Origin of the sequence: Neorickettsia helminthoeca str. Oregon (genome assembly GCF_000632985.1) — a bacterium.
In the GTDB taxonomy this organism is placed as follows: domain Bacteria; phylum Pseudomonadota; class Alphaproteobacteria; order Rickettsiales; family Anaplasmataceae; genus Neorickettsia; species Neorickettsia helminthoeca.
This window is the reverse complement of record NZ_CP007481.1, coordinates 606848-625818: the sequence shown is the minus strand read 5'-3', so window position 1 is coordinate 625818 and position 18971 is coordinate 606848. Positions and strand designations below refer to the sequence as shown.

The window sequence follows — 18971 nt, the reverse complement described above, 5'->3', positions numbered from 1 at the left end:
CTCTTACGAATGCCGCGTCAAAGAGATGAATAACAACCAACCTGGTCTTATATCAGTTGGCGCGAATTTAATCAAGCTAAAAGTGGTCTAGTATTAATTTGAAATGAGTGCAGTCGAATGCGTGAATGGGAAGATAGTAGATGTAGATTTGTTTCGTATTGACTGTCTAGTGAACTTTAGACTGGAAGTTGGAGTCGAATTGGAGTTCTATAGCAATGAAAATATTGGATTCTTTCAGGATCTGATCAGCAGGCGATTCAATCTGATAGAAAGGGTGGTGAACGAAATAGGCGAAAAACAATATGAGATTTCTACTATTCCAACTTCTGACTTGACTTTGCTAGTCAGGGAAATAGAAATGTTCAGAAAGCTTACCAAGGCGGTCAGTGATTTTTCGTCTAAGCCTCGTTTTGATCAGCCTGGTAGTGCTATGCATATCCACATCAGTTTGCATGATAAGGAATCTTCTAAGAATATCATTGCATCAGAGGCAAAATTGAAACTCTTCATTATCGGAGGGATGTGTAGCCTTATAAAGGCTTCCATGTTGTGCTTTGCTCCAGAGGTCTCTTCCTATAGACGTTTTCAGTATCATGACAAGTTCACCCCCAGGTTTGTGAACTGGGGTTTCGAGGAGAATAAAAGCAATGCGATCAGAATAACTAAAAACACCATAGAGCATAGAGTGGCTGGATCGGATGCTGATTTACTTGAGGTAATTAAGAGCATAATCGGTGCCATCGAATATGGTATCTCGAACGAAATTATACCTGGGGAACCGAACTTCAAAGAAAGTCGATACTCGGACTCGTTTAAGAATAGAATACCTCTCTCGTACTCCGAGGCTTCTCTATACAGGGACTCAATAGCCCACAACTGCGAAAAGCTTTCACACAAGAGGAGAGTACCGAAGAATAGCTAAGACGTGCCAGCGGAGGGACTCGAACCCCCAACCTACTGATTACAAATCAGTTGCTCTACCAATTGAGCCACGCGGGCAACACGTGGAATTCTACTACAATCTCATCTTGGAGGCAATACCGATTCTGTAACATAATCCAACAATTCGCTTAGAATCGCTTTTTTCTGGATCATGAAAGATGTATTAATCATTTTCCTGCAGCATTCGAGCGACTTGTTAAGTGTCTTGCATGGGTAATCTCCGGCGTCATCATCTGTGATATCATCGACGGCCTGAAATAAGCGTCCAAACTCGTATCCAAATTTCCGTAAGATATCCAAATCATCATTTGCCCTATTGCACAGATGCCCGATGCAGGAACAGCTCAATGCGAAAAGTGCTCCTGTTTTCATCACATTGATCTCACTGCTGGATATTACCTTCTCCTGTTTCAGATCATGTACTTGTCCTACAATCATTTCCAGTACGTACTTTGAGGCGTCCTGAATAATACCCGAGCCATAATGACTCAGTAGTTGATATGCTAGTACTAATAGCGCATCACCAGCCAGTATCGCTGTACTTTCCGAGAATGCAACGTGACATGCTGGTTGATTCCTGCGTTCTAGCGAATTATCGAGCGCAGGTAAATCATCATGAATCAGTGAGAAGGAATGAATCATTTCCACAGCAGATGCTACTTCAAGCGCGTCCCCAAAAGGGGCGTTGAACAAATCACTGAACTCCAGAATCAGGAATCCTCTTATACAACCACTCTCGGCCAGAGTCGAATACCGAATAGCATCGAAGAGCTCTTCTTCAGCTGGAAACAACGACAGAATTTCTCTTAGGTTCTCTCGAATAAGCGTCGATGTTTCTCGGAGCTTATCTTTAATGCTCAAATTCATTTAGCTTACTCACCGAACTAAAATAACGATTCAAAATTCTATAACCGCACCATCCCAGAAGGCCGATGTATACCAAGTAAGCAGCGACTATGTAACACATATAGAGCCAGAATAAAATCTCTTCTCGCTACTATCATACTCTGTTCTAAGGATGAGTGCACCGTCCGAGGCTATATCCGAGAACATCCCTTTTACTATTTCCCCATTTGCATCGAAATTGATCAACTTACCCAAGAAAGCAGCTTTCCTCTTCCAGAGATTGGTGAGTTGATCGGCGTCCATATCACCATACACTTTTAAGGACTCCATTATTTGCAGCGGCAGTTCGACCAGATCTACTTGGTGGTACTCATGCAAGCAAGTACTCCATTCATACGGCGAATATAGAACATTTATTCCTATTCCTATGACTAACCTGTTGTCATGGTATTCCAGAAGAATACCGGAAACTTTTTTCCCATCAATCAGGATATCATTAGGCCACTTATACTCTACATTTGGTATCCACTTTGAGATCAGTTCACCCACTGCGACAGCGACCTTGAGAACAATCTCCCCGACCTTAATATTCTCGGCTACTAGCCCAATACTCATGAACAGATTACCTTCCATGATTTTCCAGTTATTTGCGCCGTTTCTGGTTTTTCCGTATAGCGGTCTTTCTCCTATGAGTACCACACATCTGTCTTTCGATATGAACTCTTTGACTGCATCATTTGTGTTATCCGGATTCTTGACTCTCCGTATTTCCAGAGGTTGAGTAAACATTATAGAAGTAATACAAATCCGAACATTGAAAAAAGCCCTGATGCAGCAGCGATAAAGATCAAGACTTTACTGATCTTTATCTTGGTTTCGCCGGAAGATTGATAACCGCGCGTCAGATACACTTCTTTTGTGATTCTCAAGTAGTAGAAGGCCGATATTATTCCAGTAAACACAGCGATCAATGATGAGACTATATAGCCAGAATCAACTAAATTCTTTATCACATATACTTTAGCGAAGAAGCCAGTAAATGGTGGAATTCCGGCTAAAGAAAGTAACAGCACCACAAAGGTAAATGCAATGAATTTGTTTGTGCTGTTCAGCGTGCTCAATGATATGATGACCTTATCCTTGAGCATCAACACAACTGAGAAGATCCCAAGATTGGTCAGTGAATATATCAAAATATATATAAATCCGGGGTTAGTTACCGAAAAACTTGTTGACGCACCTATTCCCAGAAGGGCATATCCAACGTGCGAAACCGATGCAAATCCGAGGAATCTCTTAATGTCGCTTTGACCAAATGCAGCAAACGTTCCAAACAGCAGTGATAAAATTCCAGAAAGAAATAATATATTTCTCATGTATAATGATGATTCTGTTTGGGCGACACTCTGGTGGGCTTCAATAAGGGTGTGTGGATCGATGTATGAAGCAATAGATATGAGTACAGCAACGATCGAGATTTTCGGAAGAACAGCAAAAAATGTACTGGAAAGCGTTGGAGATCCTTCATATATATCTCCGACCCAAGCATGGAAAGGTGTTGCACCAATCTTGAAAAGTAAACCAGCAGTGAATAATAAAATTCCGATTAGGTGTGTACTGCTACTCTGAACAAATAATGCATCCATTGCAAGCGTTCCTGAAGAGACAAATATCAGAGAGATCCCGTATATCATCACTGCAGACATAAAGGTACCTAGCAGCACGTACTTTACCCCTGCTTCAGCGCTTTTTATGGACTTCTGGTTTACAGATGCTAATACGTACAATCCTATACTCTGTAGTTCAATAGCGAGATATAGAGCCATCAAATTCTTCGAGGATACAGATAAAAGCATTCCCAACAGAGAGAAGAGAACTAATACAGGAAAATACTTCGAATAGGATTGTTTCACTGCTATGATCTGCGCTAGAAAAACGCAGGATATAATCAGGATCGTTAATTTAACCGTCTGCGAAAAAGGAGAAATATAAAGCATACCGTTTAATATTTCCGGTGATGCGTCTGTGCAGCTGAACGCTGTGACTCCCAAAGTGATGAGTACTGTAATGAGTGCCAATATGTCCCTTTTTCCAAAAAACAGCACCAGACACGATAGGAGGAATAAAACGATCTCAGGAAGCAGAAATAAATAATGATTCATCTCATGAAATTAAGAAGGAAATTCGGATAAATACCCAGCAACATCACTAGAAGAGCGAGCGCAAAAATAGGTAAAGCCTCATGCACCTTCATATCCGGGAAAGTACTTGTTGGGACTCCCCATATAATGCGCTTACATAGAAAGAGCATATAACAGGCCCCCAAGATGACTCCAGTGGTACAAAGAATTCCAAATACCTGGTTGCTCTGGAACAAACCTATCAGGGATAAGAATTCCCCTATGAAGCCTGAAGTTCCCGGCAATCCGATTGAGGCAAACGATAGAAGCACAAAGACAGATCCGAACTTAGGTGCAAAGCACATAATTCCAGAATATTCACTTATTTTTCTTGTATGGGTTCTTTCATAAAAGCACCCTATGCAAAAGAACAGACCTGATGAAATCAAAGCATGGCTGACCACTTGAAATATAGCGCCATTCAAGCCCTCCAAATTAAACGCAAACAATCCTGCAGTGACGATACCCATGTGCGCTACAGAGGAATATGCAACTAATTTTTTCATATCGGTTTGCATGATTGCTATCACCGATGTATAGATCACTCCAATAGCGCTCAGTGAAAAAATAAGAGTTTCGAACTCGTGACTGAGTAACGGGAATATCGGTAAAAGAATCCTGATCATTCCATATGCACCGAGCTTTATCAGGATACCTGCCAGCATCACAGAGCCTTCGGTAGGTGCCTGTACGTGCGCATCTGGAAGCCAAGTATGAAAAGGAAACATCGGGATCTTGACCGCGAATGCAAAAAATAACGCAAGCCAAATGAGCTTCTGCGCTTTAACGGAAAGCATCTGGGGCACTAAGAACGTCAGAGATGTTAGCTCCAGCGTTCCAGTCTTGGAGAAAATGTATAGTATCGATATCAAGAACCCAATCGATCCAAATAGCGTATACAGGAAAATTTTGAAGGCTGCATATATCCTATTCTTGCTTCCCCAAAATCCGATGATGAAGAAAATTGGTACAAGTGAGAGTTCGAACATTATGTAAAATGTCAGGAGATCCGTCGCTGCGAAAAAAGCCACAAGAATGAACTCCAACAGAAACAGCAATGCGAAATAACTGGATGACTTATCTTTTGCCATCACAGCGCACAGCATGGTGAGGAACGCTGTGAGTAGTATCATCACGCACGATAATTCATCTATTCGAAAAGTGATTGCTCCTAGGCTGATTCCAATAAGCTCGTCTTGTACCCTTAGAGCGATTGCTATAGAGATAAAAAAAACTGAAATCGCAGTAGAAATTGCAAAGCAATACCTAAGACTAGACATAGGTAACACTATAACGGACGCCACAATAGGAAGTATAAAAAGTAGCGATATCATCACTAGATTCAAGGAAAAACTTTTCGATCAACGGATAAACCAAGTTATACATTCCCTGGTAGCTTAAGTAAATAAACTGCCTCTGGGACTATTCCAGCGTTCAGTTGTAAGCTGAATTGGATGAGATTATTGCTATATTTCGTAGCAATAGCCAGTATCACTACGGATCAGTATACTGTTTCAAGTGATTTATCCGATGCTGGATTTGACCCCATATGCGATTAGTGTCTAAATCTTAACAATGAAGGTGGACTCTATGGCTGATCTTTTCGATTCGATACAGAAGTTTTGCTTGCTTGAGGAGCAATTCATGGAAATACTGAGCAACGTTCTTTCCGGAGATCGGATAGTTGATTTACTCCTCCATAAACCAAGGGAATTCATAAATAGATGCAACTTTAAGACACTTGCCGAATCCCAAGAAGGTGAACTAGTGACTATAGAAGCGAAATATGAATCCTACTATGAGAAGTTCCCAAAATTTAGAAAAACAAAAAGGCTTCACAAATTTTTTTTCAGGGACAAGAATGATGATGTCTTGGAGGTAATTTTCTTTGCTAAGACGTATCTCCAGAAGAAACTCAAGATGGGTGAGTGGTATCTCATCAATGGTAAGTTAGGAAGTTCTTATCAGATGTCCCATCCAGAGAAAATACTGAGACTTGATGAAGTATCAAAATTATTGACTTTCGATCCTAGATACAGACTCTCTGAAGGTATAAGTAATTATCGGTTTTCTTCACTCGTGGATAATGCCTTGGCTTCAATAGAAACAATCCAAGACTGGTTGGATAGGGATTTTCTTCGTGCTCACAATCTTCCCGGGTGGAATACTGCTATTAGACATCTTCATCATCCATCATCTGAAGGTGAGTTCGAGCAGGCTTGCAGGAGATTGGCTTATGATGAAATTCTTGCGATGCATCTAGTCAGTAGCAGCCTGCATAAGCAGATATCAAGTCAAAAAAAGGAAGCAATCAAGGGAAATGGAAGTATCACATCAGTACTGAGAACGAGACTGGATTTCTCTCTGACACGTGGTCAGGAAGAGATCATAGTAAAGATATATAGTTTACAAAATCAGACTTCCAGAATGATTGCTCTACTACAAGGGGACGTCGGTAGTGGCAAGACACTCGCAGTATTCTTTGCAATGTTGAATGCAGTGGAAGCTGGTAAACAAACAGTCTTATTATCTCCGACGACGGTGCTCGCTAAACAGCATTTCGAACTACTTCGAAGTCTAATGCCAGAGCTTGAGGTGGCATTACTTATCGGCGGACAAGTGGGATCATCAAAGAAAAGTCTGCTGCGCGATGTACAATCCGGAAGCATCAAGATTGTCATTGCGACTCATGCCGTGTTGAGTGATAAAGTAATATTCGCCAATCTCGGCCTATTGGTGATAGATGAACAACATAGATTCGGTGCTGACCAAAGAACAAAATTAATCAGGGAAAATACAAACTCTGATCTCCTTCTCATCAGCGCCACGCCGATCCCAAGAACAATTGGACAAGTCTTATTTGGCTCGATCACATTTCTGAATCTGAGGGAGAAACCAAAATGTAGACCTAATATTAATACATCGACCATTGCAAAGGAAAAAATCGAGCAACTGATAGAAAGGCTCAAAATTGTTCTAAAAGATGGCTCAAAGGTGTTTTGGGTATGTCCGATAATTGAGGAGAGTGAAAATATACAAGTGATTTCCATAAAAGAAAGATTGAAAATGCTCAAGCAGCACTTTTTAAACGAAGTGGATTGTATACATGGAGGACTTTCTGCTCATAAAATTGCGGAGAAAATCGCGGATTTCAGAGAAAGCAGAATCAAAATCATTCTTTCCACTACAGTGATCGAGGTTGGAGTAGATATACCAGATGCCGACATTATGGTTATTGAGGATGCAGATCGCTTTGGATTAGCGCAACTTCATCAACTTAGAGGAAGGGTAGGTCGTGGAAGTAAAAAATCTTTCTGCGTCTTGCTGTATGATGCTGCAAAAATTACCGATTCAGGAAAAAAGAGATTAAAGATCCTTAGAAGCTCAAATGATGGATTTTTCATCGCGGAAGAGGATTTCAAACTAAGAGGTTCCGGTGATATTCTAGGTGTGAGACAATCAGGTTTCTGCCGTTTCAGGTTTCTGGATCGTGCATTTGAGCATTCGCTCTTCGAAAGTGCAGCAGCAAAATCGACTTGCGCTGTGAATAAAGGCGATATAGACAGGTATCAGGTGTTGATAAAAATATTTTTTTCAGATAATAATTACTACTTGTAGCTTGACTTATCCGCGCTATTGCTCACTTTCGTCAAAGCTTTCATTCTCGATATTTTAGTTAGTTATTGTAATGCCTACGATTAATCAGTTGGTCAGAAAGCCTAGGAAAACACCGGTCAAGGCTAACAAGGTTCCGGCACTGGATAGAAATCCGCTCAGACGTGGTATATGCTCCAAGGTCTACACTACTACCCCTAAGAAACCTAACTCTGCGTTGAGGAAGGTTGCGAGGGTGAGGCTCTCTAGCGGTGCTGAGGTCATAGCATATATTCCGGGTGAGGGGCATAATCTGCAGGAACACTCAGTGGTATGTATACGCGGAGGAAGGGTAAAGGATTTACCAGGTGTCCGTTACCACATAGTCAGAGGTATGTTTGATACCGAGGGTGTGAAGGGAAGAAAAAAAAGTAGGTCCAAATATGGTGTTAAGAAGAGTTAGGAGAGTTTTGAATGTCTAGACGAAACGCAGCCAAAAAGCGTGAGATACCTGCTGATAGAAAATATAATAGCCAAGTCGTCGCGAAGTTCATGAATTACGTCATGAAGCGCGGGAAAAAGTCCCTAGCCGAAAAGATAGTTTACGGAGCACTGGAAAGAGTGGAAAGGCAGCTCAATGTACCGGCTATAGAAGTACTTAACGACGCTTTGGCTAATATCTCTCCTGCTGTGGAATTGCGCTCCTTCCGTGCAGGTGGTGTAAACTATAGGATACCGATCCCAATCAAGGGTGAGAGGTCCAGGTTTATCGCTCTTGGATGGATCATCTCTGAGGCGAGTAAGCGTAAGGGTATGGCGTCCGAGGAAAAATTAGCGCTGGAACTCCTAGATGTCCATGCTAGTCGCGGCGGTGCTTTTAGGAAGTTCGAAGAAAATACGAAAATGGCCGAATCTGGACGAGCATTCTCGCATTTTAGGTTCTTTAATACGGGCGCGAAGAAGAGTAGCAATAGTAATACTAGTGGTAATAGGTAGGGTTTTCTGTGTCAGTCGCATTAAGTGAATTGAAAAAAATAAGAAACATAGGCATTATGGCTCACATAGATGCAGGAAAGACGACTACTACTGAAAGGATATTGCTCTATACCGGTGTCAATAGGACAATCGGCGAGGTCCATGAAGGTGCAGCCACTATGGACTGGATGGCGCAGGAAAAAGAGAGGGGCATTACAATCACGTCCGCTGCGACAACCTGCTGGTGGAATGGCGCAAAGATCAATATAATTGATACCCCAGGTCACGTCGATTTCACAATAGAGGTTGAGCGCTCTCTCAGGGTTCTTGATGGTGCAGTAGCAGTCTTCGATGGCGTTGCTGGAGTCGAACCGCAATCTGAGACAGTCTGGAGACAGGCTGATAAGCACAATGTCCCGCGGTTGTGTTTTGTGAATAAAATGGACAGGATAGGCGCTGATTTCTATAGGTGCGCTGATATGATTGTGAATAAGCTCGGCGCTAATCCTATAATAGTGCAGCTTCCCATCGGATCATCTGAGTCCTTTGTCGGAGTTGTAGATCTGATAAAAATGCAGGCCGTGTACTGGCATGGAGATGATTTTGGGGCAAAATTTGAATATAGAGAAATCCCGTCTGAGCTCGCTGAGAAGGCCGCTTTGTACCGCGAAAAGTTGCTGGAGAAGGTCGCCGAAACCGACGATATATTCATGGAAAGGTATTTCGGTGGCGAGGAAATCTCTGAGGCTGAAATAAAATCTGCGATTCGTGCTGGTACTATCAGTAGTCATTTTGTTCCGGTGTTGTGCGGGTCTGCGTTCAAGAATAAGGGGGTCCAGACATTACTCGACGCCGTAGTTGATTATCTTCCATCCCCCTTGGATGTCCATGAGATCACTGGTGAAGATGAAAATGGAAACAAGATTGCTATCAAACCTGATCCAAATGAGCCTTTTGTCGGGCTCGCTTTTAAGGTCATGAATGACCCCTATGTTGGTTCATTGACGTTCGTTCGGATATATTCTGGCATCCTTAGTGCCTCTGATACAGTTATAAATTCGACTAAAGACTCCAAGGAGAGAATAGGTCGAATGCTCCTGATGCATGCTAATTCGCGGGAGGATATAAAGACTGAGATGGCTGGAAATATAGTAGCTCTGGCCGGGCTCAAGGATACTAGTACAGGTGATACTCTATGTGCAATTGGGAAGAATCTGGTGAAACTCGAAAGGATCTCTGCTCCAGATCCAGTAATCGAGATTGCGATCGAGCCTAAGTCCGCTGCTGAACAGGAAAAGATGGCTCTCGCTGTGGGTAGGTTGTGTGCTGAAGATCCTTCCTTGAAGGTTGCAAGTAATGAAGAAACGGGGCAAACCCTCCTCAGAGGAATGGGTGAACTCCACTTGGAAATTATATTGGATCGTTTGAAGCGTGAGTTCAATGTAAATGTAAATGTCGGTGATCCACAGGTCGCATACAGGGAGACAATTACAAAGTCCTATGAGGTAGACTATACGCATAAAAAGCAAACTGGTGGTGCAGGACAGTTCGCAAAGGTGAAAATGCTGTTCGAGCCTTACCTAGAGGGCGAGTTTCTCTTTGAAAGCAAAATTACAGGCGGCGCGATACCTAAGGAGTATATCCCTGGTGTCGAAAAGGGATTAATATCAGTGAAGAACAAGGGATTGCTTGCCAATTATCCACTCATTGGATTCAAGGTCACGTTGCTGGATGGGGCGTTCCATGATGTGGATTCGAGCGTCCTTGCATTCGAGATAGCAGCTAGGGACGCTTTCAAAGAAGCTGCCAAAAAGCTCGGAATTAAGATCATGGAACCCTTAATGAGAGTTGAAATAATCACTCCCGAGGAGTATACTGGTACAGTTATCGGTGACCTGAGCAGTAGAAGAGGGAAGATATCTGAAATGGAGACAAAAGGTAATGCCCGAGTTATTTCGGGTGTCGTACCGCTGTCGAGGATGTTCGGATATGTAAAGGATCTGCGTTCGTCTACTCAGGGGCGCGCAAATTACTCGATGGAATTTAAGGAATATGCGCAGATGCCTGATCATATAGCTGCAGAGCTGGTTGAGAAGCGTGTTGCGAGTTAGATGTTATGAAGTAATAAGGAGATGTAAAGATGGCTGTTAAGCAGAAGCAGGTTTTCGTTAATGATAGGCCGCACTTAAATATAGGAACTATAGGACACGTTGATCACGGTAAGACTACTCTTACTGCGGCGATCACTAAATTTTGCGCAGAAGAAGGTGGTGGCTATGAATCCGAGTTCAGGGCTTATGATAATATAGATAAAGCGCCTGAAGAAAGACAGAGGGGTATCACCATCTCGACCGCCCACGTCGAATATAAAACACCAAGTAGACACTATGCGCACGTCGATTGCCCAGGTCACGCAGATTATATCAAAAATATGATCACCGGTGCGGCGCAAATGGATGGCGCGATTCTTGTTGTGGCTGGGACTGACGGTGCCATGCAGCAGACAAAGGAACATATTCTTCTCGCAAAACAGGTTGGTGTCGGAAGTATTGTTGTGTATATCAATAAGTGCGATTCGCCTGATCTTGATGATGAGCTTCTGGAGTTGGTTGAGGGTGATATAAAAGATCTTTTAGCTTCTCATGGATTCGTGTTGCCTGCAGATAATGATGATGGAAGTAATCCAGCAATAATCAGGGGATCCGCGCTGGCAGCCTTAAATGGTGAAGATACTGATCTAGGAAAAGGATCAATTCGTAAATTGTTAGCTGCGTGTGATCAGTATATCGATCTTCCGGATAGAGCCGTCGATGGTGAGTTCCTTATGTCGATTGAAGACGTCTTCTCTATTTCCGGAAGGGGGACTGTTGTCACTGGTAAAATCGAGCGCGGACGGATTAAAATTGGTGATGAAGTTGAAATCGTTGGTATAAGAGATACTCAAAAGACTACTTGTACTGGCGTCGAGATGTTTAATAAGCTTGTTCAAGAGGGCGAGGCTGGGTTCAATGTGGGCGTCCTTCTACGTGGCACTAAGAGAGAGGATGTATGCAGGGGGCAGGTACTTTGTAAGCCTGGTTCAATAACTCCTCATAAGAGGCTTAGGGCTAGGATTGTCACTCTCACGAAGGAAGAAGGTGGTAGAAGGACCGGTTTCGTTTCTGGGTATAAACCACAATTTTATTTCCGTACCACTGATGTTACTGGTACTGCATATCTACCTGCTGATGGGGTGGAAATCGTAATGCCGGGCGACGATCTGGAAATTTTTGTGGAACTCTTAAATCCAATTGCGATGGAAAAAGGTTCGCGGTTCGCCATCAGGGAGGGCGGTGTGACTGTGGGCGCTGGACAAGTGCTGGAAATTATGGATTCCAAAACTGATGAGGAAATATCAAAGCTATTTAGGTTTAATAAAGTAACGTAATAGGTAAGAGCTAAATTTTAGGAGCGTAGCTCAATTGGTAGAGTTTCGGTCTCCAAAACCGACGGTTGTAGGTTCGAGTCCTATCGCTCCTGTTTTTTTAGTATGTTTTGGATGAATTTCTTTCGTAGTGTTTTGGCTGAGTTTCGATGTGTGGCTTGGTCGTCCAGAAAGGAGGTATTCTCTTTTTCTGCTTTCGTCGTGGTGCTTACATCCGTTTTTGCTCTGCTTTTTGCACTCGTCGATTATATCGCTTTCTCGGTGGTTCAGTTTTTTTACTAGATTTTGTGGATTTGTATGGATTCTAATGGTGGCTGGTGTGTTCTGCAGGTTAGATCTGGTACTGAGTCCAAGGTATGCGATTTAATCAGGAGTCGATGTGCAGGTGTGGTGGTCGATGTGTTCTCTCCTGCCTTAGCTAAGCTTGATACCCCCTCTTCTAAAAGATTCCTCCCGGGATATGTATTCGTAAAGGTTGCACCAGGTTCGACTTTCCTCAACGAAGTCTCTACTATGCGTGGTTTGTACGGCATTCCATGTAAGTTTCTTAACCAGGCTGGTTCTCCAAAATTCTTGACCGATCACGATATCGATGAAATGCGCGAGTTTATGACTTCTGCCGAGTTCGTTTCTGAGGGAGACAAGATTGTCGTCGGATCTCGAGTCGCAATCTTATGTGAGTATTTCGAGTCTTGTGTAGGTGAGGTCGATGAAATCGATGAAAAACATTCCAAGGCGAAAGTGAGAATAGTTTTTTGTGGGCAGGATGTAGTGGTTTCCTTTAGTTTAGATCAGCTCAAATTGGTTGATTAGCGTAGGATTTTGTGTTGTTTTGTGTTGTTATATGAAGAAAGTTGTTGCTCGGTTGAAGTTGCGGGTTCCTGCAGGGAAGGCTTCACCTACCCCGGCTATAGCGTCGTCTCTTGGGCCAAAGGGGATTAATCTGATGAAGTTTTGTCAAGCTTGTAATGAGCTAACAGGGTCTTATGGAAGTGGTAATGTTAGAGTGAGGGTTCTGTTGTATCATGATAAGACCTTTGACGTTCAAGTAAAAGGAAGAAGTTCCACGGATGTTGTTAAATCTTTCTTGCAGTTTGAGAAGGGTTCTTCAGCTCCTGGTAAGGATATACTTGCTTACATCGATCGGGAGAAGATTTCCGAAATGGCGCAGGAGTTAATGTCTTCCATGAATACTAGGGACTTTAATGCCGCAATGCGTACCGTTGTAGGTAAGGTGTCATCCATGGGTATAAAGATATCAGGAGATTTGAAATGAAGGAAGTTCTCAGTATTGATGTAGCTCTCAAAGAAATAATGCAGAAAGAGCATAAATTTGATGAGGCCCTTGATGTCGCAGTTCATTTTGTTTCAACTGATTCAGTCAAGGGAAGTTGCGTGTTCAATCACTCTTTTGATTTTGGGCGCATTCTGGTTTTTTCAGGTGATACTGCTGCCCTGCATAGTTTCGGTGATAAGGTTTCTTGCGGGGGAGAGGAGTTAATGGAGTCGATAAAGTCAAAGAAATCATTAGTGAGGGGGCATAAGTATTCCGTATCTACTCCCGCTATGATGCCTAAACTTAGTAGAGTGGCGCGTATTCTAGGTCCAAGGGGTCTAATGCCTGATAGTAAATATGGTCTCGTCACAGACAGCGTGGTTGATGCTGTCTCTTCGCTTCTTTCGGGTAAATCGATTTTTAAAAGTAATAAGGCGGGGGTTCTCCACTGTAAAGTTGGTAAGTTAAGCATGGGCTTTGATAAGTTGCGTGATAACTTTCAGGTTTTTTGTGAATCTGTCTTCTCGATCAAGCCGAAGAGTGTGAGTCTGTCAAATTATATAAATAGTATCAGTCTCAGCAGCACCATGGGGAGCGGATACTTCATAGATTTTAGCGCGTTGTAGTAGTGTTGTTATGAATGAAAGGAAATCTAATCTTCTCGGAAAGCTTGAATCGATTCTTCAGCAGCGAGTTGTGATAGTTATTAAGGTGTCTTCCCTCGCCTGTCACGAAATATTTTCTTTCCGGGAAAAGTTGTGGGATCTCGGGGGAAACATAAATGTCGTGAAGAATTCTCTTGCAAGAATTGCTATCTCTAATTCTGGCGTGTCCTTCCTATCCGAGTATCTTGCTGGAAGCGTAGCCTTTGCTCATTGTAACCAGAATGTCCCCGAATTCTTAAGGTGTGTATTCAAGTTCTCCACGGACTACGGTCAGGAAAGATTTGCTGTTCTCGGTGGGAAATATGATACTACCTCGTTCACTCTTCCACTGATGAAGGATTTTTCAGCGCTGCCAGATGAGAGTTGTATCTATGCAGCTCTCGTCAATGCTATAAATTCCGTCCCGGCCGCATTGGTGGATGCTCTAAATGGGCCGGCTAATCTGCTCGTCAGATATTTTGATTCTTACGTAAAAGGTGGTACTGTTAGTACTGCTGATTGAGGGTCTGTCCTTACCTATTTTATTTTGGAGGTTTTTGTGTCTAAAGTTGAGTGTTCTGAAATAGCGCAGAAGATTTTGTCTTTGAATCTAGTTGAAGCGGCTGAGCTGGCTGCTGAATTGAAAAAAGTGTTGAATTTGCCAGATGTGTCTTTCGCGCCTGCTGCATCAGCAGCTCCAGTAGCTGCAGAAGTCACCGAAAAGAAAAGTGAAGCTTCTAAATTCACGCTCATCCTGAAGGGCTATGGCGATAAAAAAACTAATGCTATCAAAGCATTGAAGACTATCTTTAAACAGGAATTGGGTCAAGATATGGGCTTGAAAGAACTTAAAGATAAGGTTGATGCGGTCCCTGTGGATGTCCTATCGGGGCTGACCAAGGAAAAGGCTGATGCCTATGCAAAAGTCCTAAAGGATGCTGAATGTGAATCCGAACTGAAAGGAGAGTAGAATCCCTGACTGAATTTTATCTTCCTTCTTCTCTTTCTGCTATGTCTGGATTTCGCAGGTTGTATTTTGATGAGTTGCTCTTTGACTTTCCTGATCTGGTAAAAGTTCAAAAGGATTCGTATTTTTCATTTATAGGAGGCGGAGGTTCCATTTCTTCGATACAGGATATTTTTGCTTCTGTTTTTCCTATAAGCGATGGGTACGGAAGGGCTTCGCTGGAGTTTGTTAGCTGCAGAGTAGGTGAGCCAAAGCATGATGAATATGGCTGTATAGAGAGGGGTATCACCTACGCAGCACCGCTCAGAGCAGTACTTAGATTGGTCGTTTTTGCAGATGAATCTGTTGTTTCATCTGAGAAATCAGCTAAGTCTGAGCAGAATCCGAGTAGCCCTTCGATAAAAGATATAAGAGAACAGGAAATATATATGGGTGATATACCCATTATGTCCAAGAATGGTACGTTTGTGATAAATGGTGTCGAGCGCGTTGTTGTGTCACAGATGCATCGAGCTCCAGGGGTATTTTTCGATAACGACAAAGCGAAGTCCATTTCGGGAAAACTTAATTACATAGCTCGTATTATACCTTATAGAGGATCGTGGCTGGATTTCGAATTCGATGCTAAAGATATTCTGTACTTTCGTATAGACAAAAAAAGAAAACTTCCTGTCACTTTTCTTTTGAGAGCCTTGGGATTGTCAAATAAGGAGATCTTTTCCTGTTTTTGCGAAATCACCGAATGTCGTCGCACCCAGGATGGTAAGTGGGTGAGTCTTTTCGTTCCTGAGAAATTCAAGGGCGTGAGACTGCAATACGACCTCATCAACACTGACACCGGTGAAGTGGTTCTGAAGAAGGGTAGTAGAGTCTCTATAGCTCTTGCTAAAAGCTTGTATGCAAAGGGTCTTCGTCACTACTTCATGGACGTCGAGGTCATGAAGGATATGTACCTTGCTGACGATCTGCTCTCCACTAAGGGGGAATTCCTTCTTCCGCATGGAACAAAGTTGACAAAAGAACATATCGCGAAAACGGAATTCTTGGACGTCGACTTGCTCAAATTAGTGGATCTCAAAGGGAATTACATGTTCAATGCAGTTCTCCAATATGATTGCTCGTACGAGGAAGCGATGCTATCCATATATAGAGTCGTACGGCCAGGCGAGATTCCCTCGGTCGAGTCCGCGGAGAAGCTCTTTGAGTCACTCTTCTTCCTCCCTGAGAGATATGATCTTCTGAACGTCGGTAGGGTCAGATTAAATGCAAAATTCAACCTGAATCACGATGAAAACTTAACTGTCCTCACAAAAGAAGACATCCTCTGTACCATCAAGGAGTTAATGAACTTGCAGAGAGATGTTGGAGATGTCGATGATATTGATCATCTGGGAAATAGACGCGTCAGATCTGTCGGTGAGTTCATGGATAACCAGTTCAGGGTAGGGCTGGTGAGAATGGTAAGGGTCATTATCGAAAATATGGCTACAGCTGATTTCGATACAGTAATGCCGTGTGATATGATAAATTCCAAAATTCTTGGTGCTGTGATACGGGAATTTTTCATGTCTTCAGCTCTTTCTCAGTTCATGGATCAAACAAATCCTTTATCCGAAATCACACATAAGCGACGCATATCTGCATTAGGGCCCGGTGGATTAAATAGAGGCAGAGCAGGATTCGAAGTGCGTGACGTACACACTACGCACTACGGTAGGATCTGTGCAACTGAAACACCAGAAGGCGCTACAATTGGTCTGATAAATAGTCTTGCTATATATGCAAAAATCAATAAGTATGGCTTCATAGAGACGCCTTACCGCTATGTTCGAAATGGTAAGATCACGGATGAAGTGACATACCTATCCGCGATTGATGAGATCAAGGCAAATATTTGTCAGGCCAGTGTCAGAGTCGATGATGATGGCTATATACTAGACGATCTTGTCTACTGTCGGAGAAATTATGAAAATGTTTTTATTCCCCGGGATGAAGTCCAGTTCGCAGATGTCTCGGCAAAACAGATTGTATCAGTTGCCGCCTCTTTGATACCGTTCTTGGAAAATGACGATGCAAATAGAGCTTTGATGGGTTCCAATATGCAGAGACAAGCTGTGCCTCTTATGGTGCCTGAAGCTCCTCTGGTTGGTACTGGTATGGAAAGCTATGTTGCTCGTGGTTCCGGGGCTGTAGTAGTGGCAAAACGTGCTGGTGTTGTTGAGTATATCGATGCAAAAAATATAGTCGTTGCTTCCGAATCTAAGGAGGATTTTTGGATCGATTCATACATGTTGCATAAATTCAGGAAGTCAAATCACAATACATGTATTCATCAGAGATGTGTTGTATACCAGGGTCAGCGCGTCAAAGCGGGTGATATTCTTGCCGATGGTCCCGCTACACAACAAGGCGAGCTCGCTCTTGGCCGGAATTTGATAGTAGCGTTCATGTCTTGGCGCGGTTACAACTTCGAAGACTCTATTGTCATCTCCAGCAACGTTGCCAGGGATGATATCTTTACCTCTGTGCATTTGGAAGGATTTGAGTGTATTGTTCGCGATACAAGACTCGGTCCTGAGGAGTTGACTAGAGATATCCCTGGGGTAGCTGAAGAGTTCCTGCATAGCCTGGATGAATTCGGTATAGTTTGTGTAGGGGCAAGTGTCGAGTCAGGAGATATACTCGTGGGTAAGGTGACGCCTAAAAGTAGCTCCCCTGTAACGCCTGAAGAAAAATTGCTTCGCGCCATTTTTGGTGAAAAGGCAATCGATGTGAAGGATTCCTCTTTGTATCTGCCACCAGGGGTGTCAGGTTGTGTGGTGGATGTAAAAATCCTACAGCGCAGGGGTATAGAAAAGGTCGGTAGGGCGCTGTTGATAGAAAAACAGGCTGTAGATTCCGAGAAGGCAAAGCGTGATCATGAGCTTACGGTGCTTGCGAATTACATCTACTCGATTCTTAAGGAGATGCTGGTGGGTAAAGTCGCACTGAATAGCCTTAATGGCATATCTGAAGGCGATGTCATCACTGAAACTGCACTCTTGTCGATAAATCGAGAGGATTGGTGGAAGCTGAGTGTCGAGGGTATCGCCTCAATAAAACTTTTAAGACAGAGATTCGTGGACCGTTCTGCGGAAATAAATAAGGTCTACGAGGAAAACTTTGAGAAGATTCGTGGCGATGACGATCTGGCACAAGGTGTCCTGACGGTTGTAAAGGTGTTCGTCGCTGTTAAACACACCCTCCAGCCTGGGGATAAAATGTCAGGTAGACACGGTAACAAGGGTGTCATCTCAAGGATAGTTCCAGCTGAAGATATGCCTTACTTGTCCGATGGAACCCCAGTAGATATCATCCTCAACCCTCTTGGTGTTCCTTCGCGAATGAACGTCGGACAAATATTGGAAACCCATCTCGGTTGGGCGGTTTATAATCTTGGGAAGAAGGTAAGTAAACTCCTCGATGAGAATAATTTTCCTGAATTGAAATCATTACTTTTCGAAATCTACAAGAACGATAAGAAAATGATGGCTATACTAAAGGGTATGAGCGATGATGAAGTACTGCATTATTCTCAGTCTTTGAGGAAGGGTATCCCAGTTGCGGCGTCTGTCTTCGAAGGCCCAAAGACAGACGAGATTGAGAGACTCCTAATCTTGGCAGGTAAGGATCCTTCAGGTCAGGAAGTGCTGTACGATGGCGTAACAGGGGAGCAGTTCGATAGGAAAGTGACTGTCGGATGTAAGTATATGCTGAAACTCCATCACCTAGTAAATGATAAGATTCATGCCCGCTCTATCGGTTCTTATAGCCTCATAACGCAACAGCCGCTCGGTGGTAAATCCCACTTTGGGGGACAGAGGTTCGGTGAAATGGAATGCTGGGCCCTCCAGTCCTACGGCGCGACTTTTGCTCTGCAGGAAATGCTTACTATCAAATCCGATGATGTCGTCGGTCGTGTGAATGTCTATGACTCGATAGTAAGGGGTGATAATAATTTCTATTATGGCATTCCTGAGTCATTTAACGTAATGATGAATGAACTCAGAGCTTTATGTCTGAATGTGGAGTTTTGTTCCCTCTCGGAGAAAAAAGGTCGTTCTTTCCTTGATGTAGAATAAAA

At 43.0% G+C, this 18971-nt stretch carries 17 protein-coding genes and 2 tRNA genes; 14 read left to right on the top strand and 5 right to left on the bottom strand.

All coding sequences use genetic code 11. From position 1 onward, the window contains the following. The first annotated feature begins 103 nt into the window (after positions 1–103). Complete coding sequence (locus tag NHE_RS02945) at positions 104–922, top strand: type I glutamate--ammonia ligase (protein WP_051579631.1); 819 nt, start codon at positions 104–106, stop codon at positions 920–922. Between the two features lie 4 nt (positions 923–926). Here NHE_RS02945 and NHE_RS02940 read toward each other — a convergent pair. The 5 genes from NHE_RS02940 to NHE_RS02920 form a co-directional block, all read right to left on the bottom strand. Further along, positions 927–999: transfer RNA gene (locus tag NHE_RS02940), tRNA-Thr, on the bottom strand. Positions 1000–1023: 24 nt separating this feature from the next. After that, positions 1024–1809, bottom strand: coding sequence for a polyprenyl synthetase family protein (locus NHE_RS02935; protein WP_232214965.1), 786 nt, complete (start codon positions 1807–1809; stop codon positions 1024–1026). 87 nt (positions 1810–1896) lie between these two features. Continuing rightward, the gene (locus NHE_RS02930; RefSeq protein WP_038559833.1) at positions 1897–2577 is read right to left on the bottom strand and encodes a biotin--[acetyl-CoA-carboxylase] ligase; all 681 of its coding nucleotides are present in this window, start codon (positions 2575–2577) and stop codon (positions 1897–1899) included. Beyond that, positions 2577–3950, bottom strand: a complete 1374-nt coding sequence (locus NHE_RS02925; RefSeq protein ID WP_038559830.1) for an NADH-quinone oxidoreductase subunit N — start codon at positions 3948–3950, stop codon at positions 2577–2579. Before NHE_RS02925 ends, NHE_RS02930 begins: the two co-directional genes overlap by 1 nt. Further along, entirely contained in the window at positions 3947–5302 is a 1356-nt protein-coding gene (locus NHE_RS02920) for a complex I subunit 4 family protein (RefSeq protein ID WP_084473285.1), read from the bottom strand. Before NHE_RS02920 ends, NHE_RS02925 begins: the two co-directional genes overlap by 4 nt. A 256-nt stretch (positions 5303–5558) precedes the next feature. Between NHE_RS02920 and NHE_RS02915 the strand changes: the two genes are divergently transcribed. From NHE_RS02915 to rpoB, 13 genes are all read left to right on the top strand, one after another. Beyond that, complete coding sequence (locus tag NHE_RS02915; protein WP_038560636.1) at positions 5559–7586, top strand: ATP-dependent DNA helicase RecG; 2028 nt, start codon at positions 5559–5561, stop codon at positions 7584–7586. 70 nt (positions 7587–7656) lie between these two features. After that, positions 7657–8025, top strand: a complete 369-nt coding sequence (rpsL, locus tag NHE_RS02910) for a 30S ribosomal protein S12 (RefSeq protein WP_038559824.1) — start codon at positions 7657–7659, stop codon at positions 8023–8025. An 11-nt stretch (positions 8026–8036) separates the two neighbouring features. Beyond that, a complete protein-coding gene (rpsG, locus tag NHE_RS02905; protein ID WP_038559821.1) occupies positions 8037–8558 on the top strand; it encodes a 30S ribosomal protein S7 in 522 nt (173 codons plus the stop codon). 8 nt (positions 8559–8566) lie between these two features. After that, the gene (gene fusA, locus NHE_RS02900; RefSeq protein ID WP_038559818.1) at positions 8567–10648 is read left to right on the top strand and encodes an elongation factor G; all 2082 of its coding nucleotides are present in this window, start codon (positions 8567–8569) and stop codon (positions 10646–10648) included. A 29-nt stretch (positions 10649–10677) separates the two neighbouring features. Continuing rightward, positions 10678–11964, top strand: coding sequence for an elongation factor Tu (gene tuf / locus NHE_RS02895; protein ID WP_038559816.1), 1287 nt, complete (start codon positions 10678–10680; stop codon positions 11962–11964). A 19-nt stretch (positions 11965–11983) separates the two neighbouring features. Beyond that, positions 11984–12056: transfer RNA gene (locus tag NHE_RS02890), tRNA-Trp, on the top strand. Positions 12057–12066: 10 nt separating this feature from the next. Beyond that, positions 12067–12243: a preprotein translocase subunit SecE gene (secE, locus tag NHE_RS04555; RefSeq protein WP_084473283.1), complete on the top strand. Its 177-nt coding sequence runs from the start codon at positions 12067–12069 to the stop codon at positions 12241–12243. Positions 12244–12258: 15 nt separating this feature from the next. After that, positions 12259–12774 carry a transcription termination/antitermination protein NusG gene (gene nusG / locus NHE_RS02880; RefSeq protein ID WP_038559812.1) on the top strand — a complete coding sequence of 172 codons (516 nt, stop codon included), beginning with the start codon at positions 12259–12261 and terminating at the stop codon, positions 12772–12774. Between the two features lie 31 nt (positions 12775–12805). Beyond that, positions 12806–13237, top strand: a complete 432-nt coding sequence (locus NHE_RS02875) for an uL11 family ribosomal protein (protein WP_038559809.1) — start codon at positions 12806–12808, stop codon at positions 13235–13237. Then, entirely contained in the window at positions 13234–13863 is a 630-nt protein-coding gene (locus NHE_RS02870) for an uL1 family ribosomal protein (protein ID WP_038559806.1), read from the top strand. Before NHE_RS02875 ends, NHE_RS02870 begins: the two co-directional genes overlap by 4 nt. 10 nt (positions 13864–13873) lie before the next feature. Then, positions 13874–14404, top strand: coding sequence for a 50S ribosomal protein L10 (gene rplJ / locus NHE_RS02865; RefSeq protein ID WP_038559803.1), 531 nt, complete (start codon positions 13874–13876; stop codon positions 14402–14404). Between the two features lie 36 nt (positions 14405–14440). Continuing rightward, a complete protein-coding gene (locus NHE_RS02860; RefSeq protein ID WP_038559800.1) occupies positions 14441–14851 on the top strand; it encodes a ribosomal protein L7/L12 in 411 nt (136 codons plus the stop codon). A gap of 41 nt (positions 14852–14892) precedes the next feature. Then, on the top strand, positions 14893–18969 hold the full coding sequence (rpoB, locus tag NHE_RS02855) for a DNA-directed RNA polymerase subunit beta (RefSeq protein ID WP_051579629.1): 4077 nt from the start codon (positions 14893–14895) through the stop codon (positions 18967–18969). Positions 18970–18971: the final 2 nt, after the last annotated feature.